The organism is Actinomycetospora chiangmaiensis DSM 45062 (assembly GCF_000379625.1).
Classification (GTDB): domain Bacteria; phylum Actinomycetota; class Actinomycetes; order Mycobacteriales; family Pseudonocardiaceae; genus Actinomycetospora; species Actinomycetospora chiangmaiensis.
The window spans coordinates 26,663-43,702 of sequence record NZ_KB903231.1; the positions used below are offsets into that span (position 1 = coordinate 26,663).

Annotated in this window: 15 protein-coding genes; 2 read left to right on the forward strand and 13 right to left on the reverse strand. The window is 73.7% G+C overall.

All coding sequences use genetic code 11. The annotated features are described in order from the left end of the window. Positions 1-58: 58 nt before the first annotated feature. The 6 genes from A3CO_RS32605 to ahcY form a co-directional block, all read right to left on the reverse strand. On the reverse strand, positions 59-871 hold the full coding sequence (locus A3CO_RS32605; RefSeq protein ID WP_018333307.1) for a ComF family protein: 813 nt from the start codon (positions 869-871) through the stop codon (positions 59-61). A gap of 137 nt (positions 872-1,008) precedes the next feature. Beyond that, positions 1,009-2,802 (reverse strand): LpqB family beta-propeller domain-containing protein, encoded by a 1,794-nt coding sequence (locus A3CO_RS0116250; RefSeq protein WP_026204675.1) that lies wholly within the window; start codon positions 2,800-2,802, stop codon positions 1,009-1,011. Then, positions 2,799-4,571 carry an MtrAB system histidine kinase MtrB gene (gene mtrB / locus A3CO_RS0116255; protein WP_018333309.1) on the reverse strand — a complete coding sequence of 591 codons (1,773 nt, stop codon included), beginning with the start codon at positions 4,569-4,571 and terminating at the stop codon, positions 2,799-2,801. The genes A3CO_RS0116250 and mtrB overlap by 4 nt, the downstream gene beginning before the upstream one ends. Before the next feature lie 12 nt (positions 4,572-4,583). Further along, a complete protein-coding gene (gene mtrA, locus A3CO_RS0116260; RefSeq protein WP_018333310.1) occupies positions 4,584-5,261 on the reverse strand; it encodes an MtrAB system response regulator MtrA in 678 nt (225 codons plus the stop codon). Beyond that, on the reverse strand, positions 5,258-5,962 hold the full coding sequence (locus tag A3CO_RS32610; RefSeq protein ID WP_245561514.1) for a dTMP kinase: 705 nt from the start codon (positions 5,960-5,962) through the stop codon (positions 5,258-5,260). Before A3CO_RS32610 ends, mtrA begins: the two co-directional genes overlap by 4 nt. A 195-nt stretch (positions 5,963-6,157) precedes the next feature. After that, positions 6,158-7,639, reverse strand: a complete 1,482-nt coding sequence (ahcY, locus tag A3CO_RS0116270; protein ID WP_018333312.1) for an adenosylhomocysteinase — start codon at positions 7,637-7,639, stop codon at positions 6,158-6,160. 438 nt (positions 7,640-8,077) lie between these two features. Between ahcY and A3CO_RS0116275 the strand changes: the two genes are divergently transcribed. Beyond that, a complete protein-coding gene (locus tag A3CO_RS0116275; RefSeq protein WP_018333313.1) occupies positions 8,078-9,688 on the forward strand; it encodes a long-chain fatty acid--CoA ligase in 1,611 nt (536 codons plus the stop codon). 75 nt (positions 9,689-9,763) lie between these two features. Here A3CO_RS0116275 and A3CO_RS0116280 read toward each other — a convergent pair whose 3' ends face one another. The 6 genes from A3CO_RS0116280 to A3CO_RS0116305 form a co-directional block, all read right to left on the reverse strand. Beyond that, positions 9,764-11,311, reverse strand: a complete 1,548-nt coding sequence (locus A3CO_RS0116280) for an APC family permease (protein ID WP_018333314.1) — start codon at positions 11,309-11,311, stop codon at positions 9,764-9,766. 117 nt (positions 11,312-11,428) lie between these two features. Continuing rightward, complete coding sequence (gene manA, locus A3CO_RS0116285) at positions 11,429-12,634, reverse strand: mannose-6-phosphate isomerase, class I (protein ID WP_018333315.1); 1,206 nt, start codon at positions 12,632-12,634, stop codon at positions 11,429-11,431. A gap of 105 nt (positions 12,635-12,739) precedes the next feature. Continuing rightward, complete coding sequence (locus tag A3CO_RS32615) at positions 12,740-13,876, reverse strand: hypothetical protein (protein ID WP_084681969.1); 1,137 nt, start codon at positions 13,874-13,876, stop codon at positions 12,740-12,742. 5 nt (positions 13,877-13,881) lie between these two features. Then, complete coding sequence (locus A3CO_RS0116295) at positions 13,882-14,127, reverse strand: Trm112 family protein (RefSeq protein WP_018333317.1); 246 nt, start codon at positions 14,125-14,127, stop codon at positions 13,882-13,884. Further along, complete coding sequence (locus tag A3CO_RS0116300) at positions 14,124-15,548, reverse strand: phosphomannomutase/phosphoglucomutase (protein WP_018333318.1); 1,425 nt, start codon at positions 15,546-15,548, stop codon at positions 14,124-14,126. The genes A3CO_RS0116295 and A3CO_RS0116300 overlap by 4 nt, the downstream gene beginning before the upstream one ends. A gap of 117 nt (positions 15,549-15,665) precedes the next feature. Then, positions 15,666-16,034 (reverse strand): DUF3499 domain-containing protein, encoded by a 369-nt coding sequence (locus A3CO_RS0116305; protein WP_026204679.1) that lies wholly within the window; start codon positions 16,032-16,034, stop codon positions 15,666-15,668. A 222-nt stretch (positions 16,035-16,256) separates the two neighbouring features. Between A3CO_RS0116305 and A3CO_RS0116310 the strand changes: the two genes are divergently transcribed. Next, entirely contained in the window at positions 16,257-16,772 is a 516-nt protein-coding gene (locus A3CO_RS0116310; protein WP_018333320.1) for a metallopeptidase family protein, read from the forward strand. Here A3CO_RS0116310 and A3CO_RS0116315 read toward each other — a convergent pair. Continuing rightward, positions 16,769-17,040 (reverse strand): integrase core domain-containing protein (locus tag A3CO_RS0116315; protein ID WP_018333321.1); only part of this gene is annotated, 272 nt, incomplete at its 5' end. The genes A3CO_RS0116310 and A3CO_RS0116315 overlap by 4 nt on opposite strands.

The window sequence follows — 17,040 nt, forward strand, 5'->3', positions numbered from 1 at the left end:
GTCGCCGTGTGACTCCTCGTGCCTCCTCTCGGTCGCCGGACCGGTGAGAGGGGACACGCTAGCGACTCGGGCGGGTGGCCGGAAGGTGTCGCGCGGGCGTCTCCCGGGTCGGGGGACGGGGCGCCGGGTCCCGCTCCCGGGGGCTGGACACGACGCCCGGAGCACCCGTCCGGGTGACCCTCGGGCGGGGCAGTCGGCCACCCGGGACCACCGGCCGTCGGGCCCCGACCGCCGTGATCACCAGGACCAGCCCCACCGGGAGCCCCGCGGCCGCCAGGGCGCGGGAGCACGCGAGGGCGGTCGCGCCGGTGGTGAGGACGTCGTCGAGCAGCACCACCGTCCGAGGACCGGCGGGCAGGTCCGCGCGCCGCCGGACGCGCAGGTGCGCCGCCAGGTTCGCTGCGCGGGCCCGGGCGTCGAGCCCCACCGAGTCGCGGGCCCGCCACGACAGCGCGAGCACCGGGGCGACCACGTGGTCGGTGCCGGCCGCGACCGTCCGGGCCAGCCGCAGCATGTGGTCACCGCCCCGGGCCCGCGCCGCCCCCGGCCGCGAGGGCGCGGGGACGAGGACGCACGGGCCGCGTGGCAGGGCCTGCCCGAGCGCGACGGCCAGCGCCTCGGCCAGCGGTGTGGCGAGGTCGCGCCGACCGCGTTCCTTGTAGGCGATCACGGCCCGGCGCGGTGCCCCGGTGTAGGGCGCGAGCGCCATCGCGGACGGCAGCCCCGGCAGCTCGGGGGCGGGCACCGGGCGGGCGAGCTCCGCGCGGCAGCCCGCGCACAGGCCCTCCCCGGGGGCCACCGTCACCTCGCACCCGCCGCAGGGCGTCGGCAGCAGCAGGTCGAGCAGGGCGCGCCAGAGAGCGGTGATCACGTCCCCGAGGGTGGGTTCCGCACCGCCCGACCGCCAGCGGCCGTCGCGAGCCTGGGGACGGCCCGGCGTCGGGACGGGGCCTGGGGACGGAGCGCTGCGCCGTCCGCCACCGCCGCACGGCCGTGCCGCACAGCCGGTTAGCCCGGATAGGCGGGCACCGAGGAGTTCGACCCGCCGGGCACGGAGCTCCACACGTCGCCCCCGCTCGCCGGGAGCGACCACAGCCCGCCCTGGTCCACCACGAGGGTCGGGCGCTCGGGGGCCGCGGCGACCGCGGTGACGGGCGGGGTGAGGTTCGTGGTGGTGGGACCGTCCAGCTCGAGCCCGTCCACCGAGGCGACCTGCACCGGCCGGCCGAGTGCCGTCCCGACCGCGACGAGCCGGTCGGTCTGCGACCAGGTGACGTCGAGGACCCCGGCGAGCGCCTCGCCGACGGGTCCCGGGCGCAGCACCCGGACCGGTCCGAGGCGGGCGCCGCCGGCGGTGTCGCGGATGACGGTCGCGACGAGCACCCGCCCGCCCGAGACCAGGGCGACCTTCGTCCCGTCCGGCGAGAGCCGCAGCGTCGTGGGTGCGCCGTAGCCGGCGAGCGCGGAGGTGTCGAGCGCGACCGGCGTCAGGGTGTCGCCACCGGGGGCGCGGGCGGCCCGCACCGGGTTGCCGTCGACCACCGTCCAGACCTCGCTGCCGTCCGGGGTCCAGGACGGTCGGCCGACGCTGCGTCCGACGATCGGGCTCGGGGTGGCCACCGCGCCGGACCGACCGGCCCACAGCCGCATCCCGTCCCGGTCGTTGCCCACCACCGCGACGTCGCGCCCGTCGGGCGAGAGGCTCGCGCTGCGCGCGTCGTCCACGCCGGTGACGAGGTCGGGGCCGCCCGCACTCGTCGTCGAGGGGTCGGGCACCGTCAGCACCCGTCCCCCGGTCACGACGACGGCGGGCGGGGACGCCGCGGTGGTCGCCGGACCGTCGCTGGGCAGGTCGCGGCGCTCGCGGAGCGCGGGCGGCAGGGTGGCGAGCACGTCACCGATGCCGAGCTCGGTCCGTCCCTCGACGAGGGGCGACCCGTCCACGCTCGGCGCCACACGGTCGATGCCGACCCCGGCCAGCGTCAGCACGATCTGCATGGCGATCTCGGCGCGGCGGTTCCCGTCGAGCGCGTCGACGGGGCCGATCCGGGTGAGGTCGACGGTGGTCACGCCGTCCGGGCTCGTGCCCACCGCCGAGCGCAGCATGGCGCCGGCCGGCAGCCCCGACAGGGCCGCGCCGCGCAGGTCCTCCGAAGGACCGGAGAGCAGCTCGTCGAGCACGCGCGAGGCGACCGACCGGGCCGGGCTCGTCGACAGGTAGCGGGTCTCTCCCACCGGTGCCCCGCCGACCGCGGCGAGGAACCAGATGCGCACCGGCCGGGTGTTCGCGCGCAGGTCGGTGCGGCGCACGATCGTCCCGGCCGGCAGGTCGGCGATGCGCCACACGCCGTTGTCCTGCGTGAGGCGCACGGTGACGTCGACGGTGCCCGGGTCGGCCACGAAGGCCCCGTCGGGGCGCAGCGTGCCGAGCTTGTCCGCCCGCACCCGCACCGAGGCCTCCGGGGACTGCCCGCTGCCCAGGACGAAGGTCGTGTCCACGCGGTCCGAGACGACGGTCGGCGAGGCCCCGTCGTCCCAGGTGCCGGCCGTGGCGGGGGTGAGGAAGGCGCGTGCCGCGCTGTGGCGCTCCGCGGTCGCCCCGGAGGCGAGGATCCAGCCGCGCACGACCTCCAGCGGCCCCGCGCCCCGCGCCGGGCCGGGGGGCGCGCTCGGTTCGGCCGGGTCGCCGACGCGCCGCAGGACGGTCACGTCGGAGGAGCCGGGCACCGTCGCGCAGCCGACCAGCAGCAGGGCGACGAGGCCGAGGACGGCGGCCAGCACGACCCGGGGGGAGCGCCTCACCGCCCGTCTCCGGGAGTTCCCGCCGACGGGTCCCCGAGCTCCTCGGGGACGACCACCGCGAACTCGCCGGTCTCGGGCGGAGGCAGTGCCGTCCCCGTCGTGCCCGCGGCCTCGTGGATGCCGGGCTCGGCCTCGGCGGGCGCGGCGGACACCGGGATGAGCGGCAGCGGGCTGGTCCGCAGCAGCTCCCCGGCGGTGCGCGGCAGCGTCAGCCGGAACACCGCGCCGTGGTCGGTCTCGCCCCAGGCCTGCAGCCACCCGCCCTGCAGCCGCGCGTCCTCCAGGCTGATGGCGAGGCCGAGCCCGGTGCCGCCGCTGCGGCGCTGGCGGGAGGGGTCGGCGCGCCAGAACCGGTTGAACACCAGGCCCGCCTCGCCGGGCTTCAGGCCGACCCCGTGGTCGCGCACGACGACCGCCACCGCGTGCTCGTCGGCCGCGACCCGCACCTCGACCGGCCGGCTCTCGCCGTGGTCGATCGCATTGGCCAGCAGGTTGCGCAGGATGCGCTCGACGCGGCGGGGGTCGACCTCGGCGGCCGCGGGCTCGGTGAGGTCGAGCAGCAGCGGCGTCGCGGTGTCGTCGACCAGGTGGCGCACGGTCTCCGCGGCGCGGCGCACCACGTCGCGGACATCGACCCGCTCGACGGCGAGCTCGGCGACCCCGGCGTCGAGCCGGCTGATCTCGAGCAGGTCGCCGAGCAGCGACTCGAAGCGGTCCAGCTCGTCCACGAGCAACTGCGAACTCCGATGAGCGACCCGGTCGGTGTCCTTCCTGTCCTCGGCCTGCGCGTGCAGCACCTCCGCCGCCATCCGCACCGTCGTGAGCGGGGTGCGGAGCTCGTGGCTGACGTCGGAGGTGAACCGCCGCTGCAGCGCGCCGAACTCCTCGAGCTGGTGGATCTGCTGCTGGATGCTCGCGGCCATCTCGTTGTAGGACTCGGCGAGCCGCGCCACCTCGTCGTCGCCGTAGACCGGCATCCGCTCGTCGAGGTGCCCGTCGGCGAACCGCTCGGCCACGTCGGCGGCCTGGCGCACCGGGCGTACGACCTGCCGGGTCACGATGCTCGAGATCCCCGCGAGCAGGCCGAGCAGCGCCAGCCCGGCGAGGGCGAGCGTGGACTGGATCAGCGCGAGCGTCCGCTGCTCGGCCGAGAGCGGGAAGATCAGGTAGAGCTGCAGGTTGCGGCCCGCCGTCCGCACCGGCTGCCCGACGACGTAGGCCGGCACGTCCGGGCGCCCGCCCTGGCTGACCGTGACGTACTTGGTGGCCAGGAACCCCTTGAGCACCGGCGCCCGCAGCTGCGCGGGCACCGCGCCCGCCGGTCCCGACGACGGGTCGGTGATCGACCCGCTCGCGCCGGCCGTCCCGGGCGTCCCGATCGCCTCGGTCCCCGCGACCAGCACCGCCTCGAAGGCACCGGCGTCACGGTCGGAGCCGGATCCCGACGACGTGAGCCCGTTCAGGGCCTCGTCGAGGGTGGCCTGCGTGCCATCACGGTCGGGGTCGACGCGGGCGAGGTCCCGCTCCAGGTTGCCGCGGCTGATGTCGGCCTGCACCAGGGCGGCCTGCTGCTTGCCCTCCAGCAGCCGATCCGCGATCTGGGTCTGCAGGACGAGGCCCAGGACCAGCACCACGACGGTGGACATCGCCACCGTCGACAGCACGACCCGTAGCTGCATCGAGCGCCGCCACAGCACGCGGACGGCGCCGACCCGCTCGGCGAGAGCGAGCTCGGCGCGGCGACGGAGCCCGGCGAGACGGTCAGCCACGGGTCGTGCCGATCAGGGCGGGCCGGCCTTGTACCCGACGCCGCGGACGGTGAGGACCACCTCCGGGTGCTCCGGGTCCTTCTCCACCTTGGAGCGCAGCCGCTGCACGTGGACGTTGACCAGCCGCGTGTCCGCGGCGTGCCGGTAGCCCCACACCTGCTCGAGCAGCACCTCGCGGGTGAACACCTGGCGCGGCTTGCGGGCCAGCGCCACCAGCAGGTCGAACTCCAGCGGCGTCAGCGGGATCGGGGCGCCGTTGCGGCGCACCTGGTGCGCCGGGACGTCGATCGTCACGTCGCCGATCTGCATCTGCTCGCTCGGCTCCGACGGGAACTGCCGCAGCCGCGCCCGGATGCGGGCGACGAGCTCCTTCGGCTTGAACGGCTTGACGATGTAGTCGTCCGCGCCGGACTCCAGGCCCAGCACGATGTCCACCGTGTCGGTCTTCGCCGTCAGCATGACGACGGGCACCCCGGACTCCGCGCGGATCGCCCGGCACACGTCGATCCCGTTCATGCCCGGCAGCATCAGGTCCAGCAGCACCAGATCCGGCGCGGACTCCCGGACCGTCGGCAGCGCGTCGGCCCCGTCGGAGACCACGGTCGTCTCGAATCCCTCGCCCTGCAGGACGATCGTCAGCATCTCGGCGAGCGACGAGTCGTCGTCCACCACGAGGATCCGGGAACTCATGTCTCAATGGTGTCACTTCTCACCGACGATCCGGGAGCGAATGCGTCCCCCAGCACGGCATTCAGAACCCTGTCAGCCGTACGGGTGAGCGCCTCCTCCCCCGTCTGCCGATTGTCCGACACCCACCAGGGCGCAAGCCACTGCTCCGCGACGAGGGCGTCGTAGACCGCGGCGCACCGCCCCTGCAGGGCGGCGTCGGCCTCGAAGCCGTCCGCCGCCCGGTCGGGCCGCTCGGCCGCCCGGTCGCGCACGCGCTGCGCCGCGACCTCCGGCGGCACCCGGACCAGCACCTGGGCGTCGGGCACGGGCAGCCCGAACCGGTCGATCTCGGTGTCGTGCACCCAGGCGGCGAACTCCCCGACCGACTCGTGCCGCCGTGCGGACCCGTACGCCGCGTTCGACGCCACGTAGCGGTCGACCAGCAGCAGGTCCCGTTCCCGACGACGGGTCTCGAGCTCCTCGCGCGCCGCGCGCCGGTCGAGGGCGAACAGCAGGGCCATCGCGTGCACCGAGGCGCCGGTGTCGCCGTGCGCCCCGCGCAACGCCTCTCCCGCGAGCGCGGCGTGGACGTCGTCGTCGTAGCGGGGGAACGCGATCGTGCCGACCGTCGCGCCCCGGGCCTCCGCCGTCCGGCGCAACGCGGCCACCAGGGTCGCCTTGCCCGCCCCGTCGAGGCCCTCGACGGCCACCAGAACGCCCACGGGCGGCCACGCTAGCCAGGAGCGGAGTGTGACCGGGGTGCGGGACCGGTCGGGCCGGTGCGCTCTCCGGCGAGGTTCACACCATGCATGGCCGGCGGCCCCGCAACCTGCCCCACGTCACCTACGCGGACGGCCCGGACACGACGGAGGGCCCCGCCGCACGATGCGACGGGGCCCTCCGGGGTACGGGTCCGATCAGTACCGGTAGTGCTCCGGCTTGTACGGGCCCTCGACGTCGACGCCGATGTACTCGGCCTGCTCCTTGGTGAGCTTGGTCAGCTCCGCGCCGAGTGCCTCGACGTGGACCCTCGCGACCTTCTCGTCCAGGTGCTTCGGCAGGCGGTAGACGCCGATCGGGTACTCGTCCTGCTTCGTGAAGATCTCGATCTGCGCGATCGTCTGGTTCGCGAACGAGTTCGACATGACGAAGCTGGGGTGCCCGGTGGCGTTGCCCAGGTTCAGCAGGCGACCCTCGGACAGCAGGATGATCGAGTGGCCGTCCTCGAACTTCCACTCGTCGACCTGCGGCTTGATGTTGATCTTCGTCGCGCCGGACTTCTCGAGCTTCTCGACCTGGATCTCGTTGTCGAAGTGCCCGATGTTGCCCAGGATCGCCTGGTGCTTCATCCGCTTCATGTGCTCGAGCGTGATGATGTCCTTGTTGCCGGTCGTCGTGATGACGATGTCGGCCTCGTCGATGACGTTCTCGACGGTGTTGACGTCGTAGCCCTCCATGAGCGCCTGGAGCGCGCAGATGGGGTCGGCCTCGGTGACGGTCACGCGGGCACCCTGGCCACGCAGCGACTCGGCCGAGCCCTTGCCGACGTCGCCGAAGCCGCAGATGACGGCCTTCTTGCCGGAGATCAGCACGTCGACGGCGCGGTTGATGCCATCGATGAGCGAGTGGCGGCAGCCGTACTTGTTGTCGAACTTCGACTTGGTGACCGAGTCGTTGACGTTGATCGCGGGGAAGAGCAGCTTGCCCTCGTTGAAGAACTCGTACAGGCGGTGGACGCCCGTCGTGGTCTCCTCGGTGACGCCGCGGATGCCCGAGGCCACCTTGGTCCAGTGCTGCGAGTCCTCGGCGAGCGAGCGACGCAGGGTCTCGAGGACGACCTGGTACTCGGCGGGGTCGTCGAGCTCGGTGCTCGGCACGACGCCGGCCTTCTCGAACTCGACGCCCTTGTGGACGAGCATGGTGGCGTCGCCACCGTCGTCCAGGATCATGTTCGGGCCGCGGGTCTCGGAGTCGCGCCACGCGAGCATCTGCTCGGCGCACCACCAGTACTCCTCCAGCGACTCGCCCTTCCAGGCGAAGCACGCGACGCCCTTGGGCTCCTCGGGGGTGCCGTGCGGGCCGACGACGACGGCCGCGGCCGCGTGGTCCTGGGTGGAGAAGATGTTGCAGGAGGCCCAGCGGACCTCCGCGCCGAGCTCGACCAGCGTCTCGATGAGCACCGCGGTCTGGATCGTCATGTGCAGCGAACCGGAGATGCGCGCACCGTGCAGCGGCTTCGCCTCGGAGTACTCGCGCCGCAGGGCCATCAGCCCGGGCATCTCGTGCTCGGCGAGGCGGATCTCGCGGCGACCGAAGTCGGCCTGCGAGAGGTCGGCGACCGCGAAGTCGATCCCGTTCTTCTCGGCGTACTTCTCGTGGGTGGTGCCTACTGCTGCCATGACTCCTCATCCGCTGTTCGTGGGTGAGTGGTACGACCGCGCAGTCTGCGACCCGGCTCACCGCCGGGCCTCGGGCGCGGTCCTCCACCGTCCGGAGGCGCCCTTGCGATGGTGCGGAATCCACCGAGCGTGGCGGGCCCGAGGCCCGTTGCAGCGCCACTCGGCGGCTCCGGCGCACGTCACGTGCGTTCGATTGCCGTGATTCGAGGTTCACACAGCACACGGGGGTGGTCAAGACGAACCGGCCGCACTCCGCCCGACCGCGCGAGATCCCCGCAGGTGGACGCCCGGTAGTCCCCGAACGTCTGGCGGGTCACAGTAGGGCGCGTCACAGCAGTCGGTGCGCCCGGCAACGGTATGACCGGCGCCACATCCGGTCGTAGGCTCGCACTCCTCCTCCCGAAGCAGCTCAGGAAGGCCGCGACCGTGCTCGGACAGATGCAGGACCGTCCCCTCGCCCTCCCCCACGTGTTCCACCGGGCCGAGCAGATGTTCGGTCACAAGACGCTCACCGGGATCGGGGTCGGGGGTGCCGTCACCACGACCACCTACGCCGAGTGGGCCCAGCGCGTCCGCCGGACCGCCGCCGCCCTCGATGCGCTCGGGGTCGCCGAGGACGCCCGTGTGGGCACCTTCTGCTGGAACACCGTCGCGCACCTCGAGCTGTACTTCGCGGTGCCCTGCACCGGACGGGTGCTGCACACCCTGAACATCCGGCTCTTCCCCGAGCAGCTCGTCTACATCGTGAACCACGCCGACGACGAGGTGATCTTCGTCGAGCGGGCGCTGCTCGGGACGCTGTGGCCGCTGGCCGACCAGATGCCGAACGTCAAGAAGTTCGTCGTCATCGACGACGGCGCGGACACCGAGATCCCCGCCGACGAGCGCATCGTCGACCACGCGGAGCTCCTCGCCTCCGTCGAGCCCGTCACCGGGCCGTTCGAGGTCGCGGACGAGAACCGCGCGGCCGCCATGTGCTACACGTCGGGCACCACCGGCAACCCCAAGGGCGTCGTCTACTCGCACCGCTCGACGGTGCTGCACTCGATCGCGGTGCTCATCGCCGACGTCGCCGGGGTCGTGGAGCGCGACGTCCTGCTGCCGATCGTCCCGATGTTCCACGCCAACGCGTGGGGCACGCCGTACGCGGCCGTCTTCTGCGGGGCCGCCATGGTGATGCCCGGGCCGAACATGGTGCCGAAGGCCATCGCCGGGATGCTGCGCGACCACGACATCACCGTCACCGCCGGCGTCCCGACCATCTGGATGGGCGTGCTGCCCGAGCTCGAGCGCGCCGACGTCCCCCACCTGCGGATGGTGCTGTGCGGCGGCTCCGCGGTGCCGCGGTCGCTGTCCGAGGGATGGCGCGAGAAGCTCGGGCTGCCGATCACCCAGGCCTGGGGCATGACCGAGACGAGCCCGATCGCGACGACGGGCATGCTCCGATCGATCCACGACGGGCTCTCCGACGACGAGCTCGCCGACGTCCGCGCCACCCAGGGCCAGGCGACGCCGCTGGTGGATCTGCGGCTCGCGGACCCCGACACCGGCGAGATCGTCCCCTGGGACGGCACCTCGTCGGGCGAGCTGCAGGCCGCGGGGCCGTGGATCGCGGCGTCCTACTACCGCAACGAGGACGGCGGCAAGCAGTTCACGGCCGACGGCTGGCTGCGCACCGGCGACGTCGCGATCATCGACCCGTCCGGCTACGTGCGGCTCGTCGACCGCACGAAGGACCTGGTCAAGTCCGGCGGCGAGTGGATCTCCTCGGTGGACATGGAGAACCAGATCATGGGGATGCCCGAGGTCGCCGAGGCCGCGGTCATCGCGGTGCCCGACGAGAAGTGGTCGGAGCGCCCGATGGCCTGCGTGGTGGTCCGTGACGGTTCCGAGCTCACCGCCGAGCAGGTCAAGGAGTACCTCGCCACCAAGGTCGCGAAGTGGCAGATCCCCGATGACGTCGTCTTCATCGACGAGGTGCCCAAGACCTCGACCGGCAAGTTCTCCAAGAAGACGCTGCGGGAGAAGTTCGCGGCCGAGAAGGGCTGACCTCGCACCGCTCCCGGTGCGGGACGAACGACGCGTCCGTGGCGTACGGCGGCACGGACGCGTCGTTCGTTCCGATCAGGAGCGGGCCGCGTCGCTCGGGGCCACCGTCGTCCCGGGGAGCTCGCCCCGCTCGCGCTGGCCCAGCACGGAGTTCCGCCGCGAGTACGCGAAGTAGATGATCACACCGAGGACCATCCACCCGATGAACCGGATCCAGGTCTCCACGGTCAGGTTGATCATCAGCCACGCGCACGAGACCACCGCGAGCGTCGCCACGACGGGCAGGCCCTTCACGACGAAGCTGCGGGGCAGGTCGGGCTGCTGCCGGCGCAGCACCCACGTGCCCACGGCGACCAGCACGAACGCGAACAGCGTGCCGATGTTGACCATCGACTCCAGCTCGTCGGCCGGGAAGAAGCCGGCGAGGACGGCGCAGAGCACCCCGATGATGATCGTGATGGTGACGGGGGTGCCCCGCGACCCGGTCCGCGCGAGGGTCTTCGGGAGCAGCCCGTCACGGCTCATCGCGTAGAACACGCGGCTCTGCCCGAGCATCAGCACCATGACCACGGTGGTCAGGCCCGCGAGCGCCCCGACCTCGATGATCGTGGACGCCCAGTTCGCGCCGACCAGGGTGAACGCCGTGGAGAGCGTCGCGGAGTCCCCGGTCGGGCTCGTCTGCAGCTGGGTGTAGCTGACCATGCCGACCAGCACGAGCGACGTCGCGACGTAGAGCACGGTGACGACGCCGAGCGAGCCGAGGATGCCACGCGGGAGGTCCTTCTGCGGGTTCCTCGTCTCCTCGGCCGTGGTGGACACCGCGTCGAACCCGATGAACGCGAAGAAGACCAGCGACGCGCCCGCGAGCAGGCCGTAGACCCCGTAGGTCGACCCGTCGCTGCCCGCGACCAGGGAGAGCAGCGAGGACTTGATGCCGCCACCGCTCTCCTGCTCGCCGCCGGGCGGCGGGATGAACGGCGAATAGTTCGCGGAGCGGATGTAGAACGCGCCGACGACGATCACGAGCAGCACCACGCCGACCTTGACCGCGGTCATCACGGTCGACACGGTGCTCGAGAGCTTGATGCCCAGGACGAGGACGACGGTGAGGACGGCGATGATGAGCATCGCGCCCCAGTCGACCGAGAGGCCGCCGAGGTCCACCGTCGCGGCCGTCCCGTCCCCGGTGAACAGCTGGCCCAGGTACTTGGCCCAGCTCGTCGACACGACGGCGGCGCCGAGGGCGTACTCCAGCACGAGGTCCCAGCCGATGATCCAGGCGATGAACTCGCCGAACGTCGCGTAGGAGAACGTGTAGGCGCTGCCCGCGACCGGCACCGTCGAGGCGAACTCGGCGTAGCAGAGGCCGGCGAAGCCGCAGGCGATCGCGGCGATGACGAACGAGACCGCCACCGCGGGACCGGTGATGTCCCCGGCCACCCGCGCGGTGATGGTGAAGATGCCGGCCCCGATGAGGACGGCGACCCCGAAGACGGTGAGGTCGAGCGCTCCGAGTTCGCGGCGCAGCTTGCTGTCCGGTTCGTCGGTGTCGCGGATCGACTGCTCGACCGATTTGGTGCGGAACAGGCTGTTCGTCCGCGGCGAAGGTGTTGTGGTCGCCATGACTCGGCCCCCTCTTCGTCAAGACGTGTGTGCGGTGGCGCGGACCCTATCGGGGGACACCGACACGCGTCGTGTCGATCAGGCGACTGGTAGCAACCTGTTCACACCCGCCCGGGACTACCCGGAGCGACCGTCCCCGGCGACGAACACCAGGGCCGGGCCCCCGACGGCGGCGACGTCGACCGACAGGTCGGCCGAGGGGAGCCAGACGGCGCGACCCCGGGGCACGGTGAGCGTGCCGCCTGCGCCCTCCAGCACGACCTCGCCGCGGATCACCACCGCGATCCGCGGACCGTCGATCCCCACCCCGGCGGACCCGCCGTCGGGAAGATCGAGCCGGACGAGCCGGAAGTGCTCGCTGGGGGCGTGGAAGACCGAGCGCGGGCCGTCGGTCTCGGGGCGCACCAGCGTGGGCGGCCCGCAGCGGAAGTCGAGGATCCGGAGCAGTTCCGGCACGTCGACGTGCTTCGGCGTCAGGCCCGCACGCAGCACGTTGTCCGAGTTGGCCATGAGCTCGACCCCGCAGCCCGACAGGTAGGCGTGGGGCGACCCGGCGGGCTGGAACAGGCACTCGCCCTCGGCGAGGACGACGCGGTTGAGCAGCAGCGCCGCGAGCACGCCGGCGTCGCCGGGGTACCGCTCGCCGAGGTCGAGCAGGGTGCGGACCTCGCGGTCGAACTCCTCGGTGCCGCTCTTGAGCAGCCGGACGCAGGCGTCGAGGAGCTCGGGCACCAGCTGGTCGACCGCGCGCTGCGGCAGCGTGATCCAGGTGGTGAACACCGCGCGCAGCCCGTCGGGGTCGGGTTGCGCGGCGAGGAGTTCGGTGTGGTGGCGCAGGCCCGGCACGTCGAGCTCCCGCATCAGGCCCAGCGTGACCCGGGCGTCGCGGAAGCCCGCGAGGGCGTGGAACTCCTCGAGCGCGCAGAGGATCTCCGGCTTGGGCAGGGCGTCGCGGTAGTTACGGTTCGACGCGGTGCGCGGGACGCCGGCGGCCTCCTCACGCGCGAACCCGGCCACGGCCTGCTCGGCGGACGGGTGGGTCTGCAGCGAGAGCGGCTCCTCCGCGGCGAGCACCTTGAGCAGGAACGGCAGCCGACCGCCCCAGTGCTCGGCGCGCTCGGCGCCGAACGCCGCCTCGGGGTCGTCGGTGATGGCGTGCAGGAGCGTGCGCCCGCCGGGCAGCCGGGACGGGTCGTCGACGTGCGCGCCGAACCAGAGTTCGGCCTGCGGGTGCGGCGAGGGCACCGGCTCGCCGAGCAGCGCGGGGATGTGGGTGCGCGACCCCCAGGCGTAGGGCCGCACCGAGCCCTCGAGCAGTTCCACCGCGTCCGTCCCCCTGAGTCGTTCCCTGTGCTCGTGAATGATCGGGTCGAGGAGTCCTCGACGGTCCCGCGCCCGGCGCCGCGGTCTCCGGCGCCCCGGTCGGTGTCAGGCTCCGATGCCCGGTACCGCGCCCGAGTCGCGGCGGCCGTCGGGATCGGCCCCGAGCGACCCCGTGGCCAGGCCGAGGTAGAGCGCCGCGAGATCGAGCCGGAGGGCGAGGACCCCGGCGCGGACCGCGTCCCGGGCGACCCCGGGGCCCGCGAGCTCGAGGTCGTCGAGCTCCAGTCGGTCCGCGGCCGGCCAGCGCCGTTCGGCGTCCTGGGCCAGCCGCCGCGTCGGGACGTCCTCGGCCACCGAGACGACGACGAGGCGTGGCGGCGGACCGTCCGGGCCCGGGTCGTCGAACGGGTCGGCGAAGATCGAGTCCAGTCCCGTGCCGCCGTCGAGGCGGGCCGCGAGGGCCGGCACCCCGACGGCGCCGGTCAGCCCGCCCGCGTGCGCCACGACGCCGGCGTGGGCGGCCAGGGCGACGGCCCCGTACCCGGCGACGGCGACCGCGGTCGGGTCGGTGCCCCACAGGAGCGGGGTGTGCTCGGCCAGCCGCAGCGCCAGGGCCTTCGCGGGGGCGGTGAACGCCTCGTGCCGGGGGCCGCTCCGCTCGGCCTCGTCGTCGAGCCGGTCGGCGAGGGCCTCGCCGTCGACGTCGAGGAGGTCCAGGGCGCGGGCGGTGGCGAAGGTGGCCGCCAGGTCGGTCGGGGCGGCGAGCCCGTCGAGCACCGGGACGCGCGGCGAGACCTGGATCGCGCGGCCGGCCGCGGCGGCCGGGGCCGGGCCGTCGGGCGGCCCCGTCAGCACCACGTGGGCGTTGCGGCGCACCGCGCGGTCGACGGCCTCCGCGATGGCGGCGTCGGCCGGGTCGCGCTCGGACCCGCGGTGGGAGACGACGACGACGTCGAGCGGCCCGAGCCACGGCGGCGCGGACCCGGTGACGATCACGGGGCACGGGCAGGTCGGCTCCAGCAGCGCCGCGGTGATCGCGGCGCTCGCCCGCTCCGGGCCCGGCCGGGCGAGCAGGACCAGCGCCCGGGGGCGCAGCCCCTCGAGCGTGCCGACGCCGGCCTCCTGCGCCGCCGCCCACGTCGCCCGGACCTGTGCCCCGGCCGTCGCGGCCGCGCGCAGCACCCCGGCCCGGTCGGCGTCGAGCAGCCGGCCGGTGTCCTCGAGCAGCGCCTCGTCGAGCACGGGTGTCACCTGCCCGCGGTGTCGCTCGACCCGCCGTCGGGACCCGCGTCCGGGCCGTTCACGGCCTCGGAGAGCAGCAGCACCGGGATGCCGTCGGTGACCGGGTACTCCCGCCCGCACACCGTGCAGGTCAGGGCGGACGCGGCGGCGTCGGTCGGGGTGCCGGGCCGCAGCTCGCCGTGGTCGGGCGCCGGGCAGGCGAGGATCTCCAGCAGGGCCGGGTCGAGGCCGAGCGGGCCGGCGGTGCTCATCGGCGGACCACCGCGAGCACCTCGTCGCGCAGGGCGGCCACCGCGTCGGCGTCGGAGGCCTCCACGTTCAGGCGCAGCAGCGGCTCGGTGTTGGACGGCCGCAGGTTGAACCAGTCGCCGTTCTCGAACATCACCGTCAGACCGTCGAGCGTGTCGGTGGTGACGTCGTCACGGTCCCCGTAGAGCTGCTCCACCTCCGCCATCCTGGCCTGCGGATCGTCCACCGTCGAGTTCACCTCGCCGGACGCGGCGTAGCGCGAGTACTGCGCCATCAGCTCGGACAGCGGCTTGTCCTGCTCGCCCAGGGCGGCGAGGACGTGCAGCGCCGCGAGCATCCCGGAGTCGGCGCGGAAGAAGTCGCGGAAGTAGTAGTGCGCGGAGTGCTCGCCGCCGAAGATCGCGCCGGTCTGCGCCATCGTCGCCTTGATGAACGAGTGACCGACCCGGGTGCGGACCGGCTTCCCGCCCGCCTCGGTGACGATCTCGGGCACCGCACGGGAGGTGATCAGGTTGTGGATGATCGTCGAGCCCGGCTCCTTGGCCAGCTCGCGGGTGGCGACGAGCGCCGTGATCGCACTGGGGCTCACCGCCTCGCCGCGCTCGTCCACCAGGAACACGCGGTCGGCGTCGCCGTCGAAGGCGAGCCCGCCGTCGGCGTGGCCGAGGTTCGACACCTCCCGCTGCAGGTCGACCAGGTTGTCCGGGTCGAGCGGGTTGGCCTCGTGGTTCGGGAAGGTGCCGTCGAGCTCGAAGTACAGCGGGTGCACGTCGATCGGCAGCGGGTCGAGCACCGCGGGCACGGTGTAGCCGGCCATGCCGTTGCCGGCGTCGACGACGAGCGACAGCGGCCGGATGCCCGAGAGGTCGACCAGGCTGCGGAGGTACTCGGCGTACCCGTCGCGCATGTCCTGCTGCGTGACGTTGCCGGTGCGTCCGGTCTCCCCCGGGACCTCGCCGGGCCCGCGGTCGAGCATCGCGGCGATCTCGTCGAGCCCGGTGTCCTGCCCGACGGGACTCGCGCCCGCCCGGCAGAGCTTGATGCCGTTGTACGTCGCGGGGTTGTGGCTCGCGGTGAACATCGCGCCGGGCGCGTCGAGCACGCCGGAGGCGTAGTAGAGCACGTCGGTGCTGGCCAGGCCGATCTCCACGACGTCGACCCCGCGGGCCGTGACGCCCTCGGCGAAGGCGGCGGCGAGCTCGGGCGACGAGTCCCGCATGTCGTGCCCGACGACGATGCCGTTCGCGGGCGCCCCACCGGCCTCGGTGGTCAGCAACTCGGCGAACGCGGACCCCACGTCGTGGACGAAGGCGGCGTCGAGCTGCTCGCCGACCAGACCCCGCACGTCGTAGGCCTTGATCACCTGGCCGATGACGCGGGAGCGGGCGGCCTGCGCGGACTCGGTGGCTGCTGAACTGCTCACACCCGGCAGCGTATCGGCCGGGTCCGACAGCGTGCGGCTCGGCGGCCACCCGATCAGGTGGCTGGTCTTCCCAGGACGTCCCGGGACTTCCGAGGACCTACGGGGACTTCCGAGGACCTACGGGGACGACGACGACGGGTCCGGCAGCACCCGCAGGTGCCCGCGGCGCCCGGTGCCGGACACCGCGCCGAGGCCGACCGCCTCGGACCGCGGCTCGGCGCGACCGGCCTCGCGCACCGCCTCGGCGAGCGCGGTGAGGTCGTCCGCGCTCGGCTCCGAGGGGAACTCGCCCTCGTAGCGCACGACCTCCCACCCACGCGGGGCGGTGAGACGCAGCGCGTGGAACTCGCAGAGGTCGTACGAGTGCGGCTCCGCACTCCTCGCCAACGGACCCACGACGGCCGTCGAATCGGAGTAGACGTACGTCAACGTGGCCACGGCCGCACGGCCGCACCCGGTCCGTGAGCACTTCCGTACTCCTCGCACGGGACGAGACGATAGACGCCTTCTCCGGCCGTCGTCGCGCAGGCTCGCTCGGCGCGTCGGGTGACGTGGCGGTGAGGTCGGGACCGGGCGACGGCGGCGCCGCGTCGCGAGGGCGCCACGAGGCACCCCGAACCACCCCGCGACGTGTCAGGTGTGCACCTCGCCGCGGGAGACCGCCGAGGTGACCTCGGCCGACGGGCCCGGGGCGTAGGCTCGCCGCTCATGGCGAGGGGTGGTACCCGCACCGGCGGGCGCTCGGGCGGGTCGCGGACGGGGAGCGCCCCGGCGGGTCGCGGCCCACGGCGCCGCGATCGCCGCGGGCGGGGCCTGCGGACACCGCTCTACCCGGCCGGCTCCCCGGCGGCGCGCACGCGCGCGGAGCGCTTCGACGCCGTCGTGCTCGAGGCGCTGGAGCCGATCGAGGACCGGTGGGGCGCCGAGCTCGAGGAGCTCGACGTCGCGGTCGACGACGTGCCGGACGTGTCGAAGCCCGCGCCCGACGACGACGGCGTGGTGGGTGACGGGGACATCCCGCTCGCTCGGCTGGTCCCCGCGGGGGTGGACCGCCGGGGAGCACCGACCCGCGCGCGCATCGTGCTCTACCGCCGCCCGCTCGAGGCCCGGGCGCTCGACGGCGAGGACCTCGCGGACCTGCTGCACGACGTCCTCGTGGAACAGGTCGCCGAGTACCTCGGCGTCGAGCCCGACACGATCGACGACGGGTCCGACGAGGACTAGCTGTTCTGACCACTGAGGTTGGTCACGCGGCTGGCGGGCGGGTGTCCGCCGAGCGCGGTGTGGCCGCGGTGGTGATTGTAGGAGTGCAGCCAGAGGGGAAAGGCCTCGCGGCGGGCGGTCTCGGAGCGGTAGGCCGCCGCGTAGGCCCATTCCTCGAGCATGGTGCGGTTGTAGCGCTCGACCTTGCCATTGGTCTGCGGACGGTAGGGCCGGGTGCGTTTGTGGGCGATGCCGGTCTCGGCCAGGGCAGCCGCGAAGTCCCGGGAGC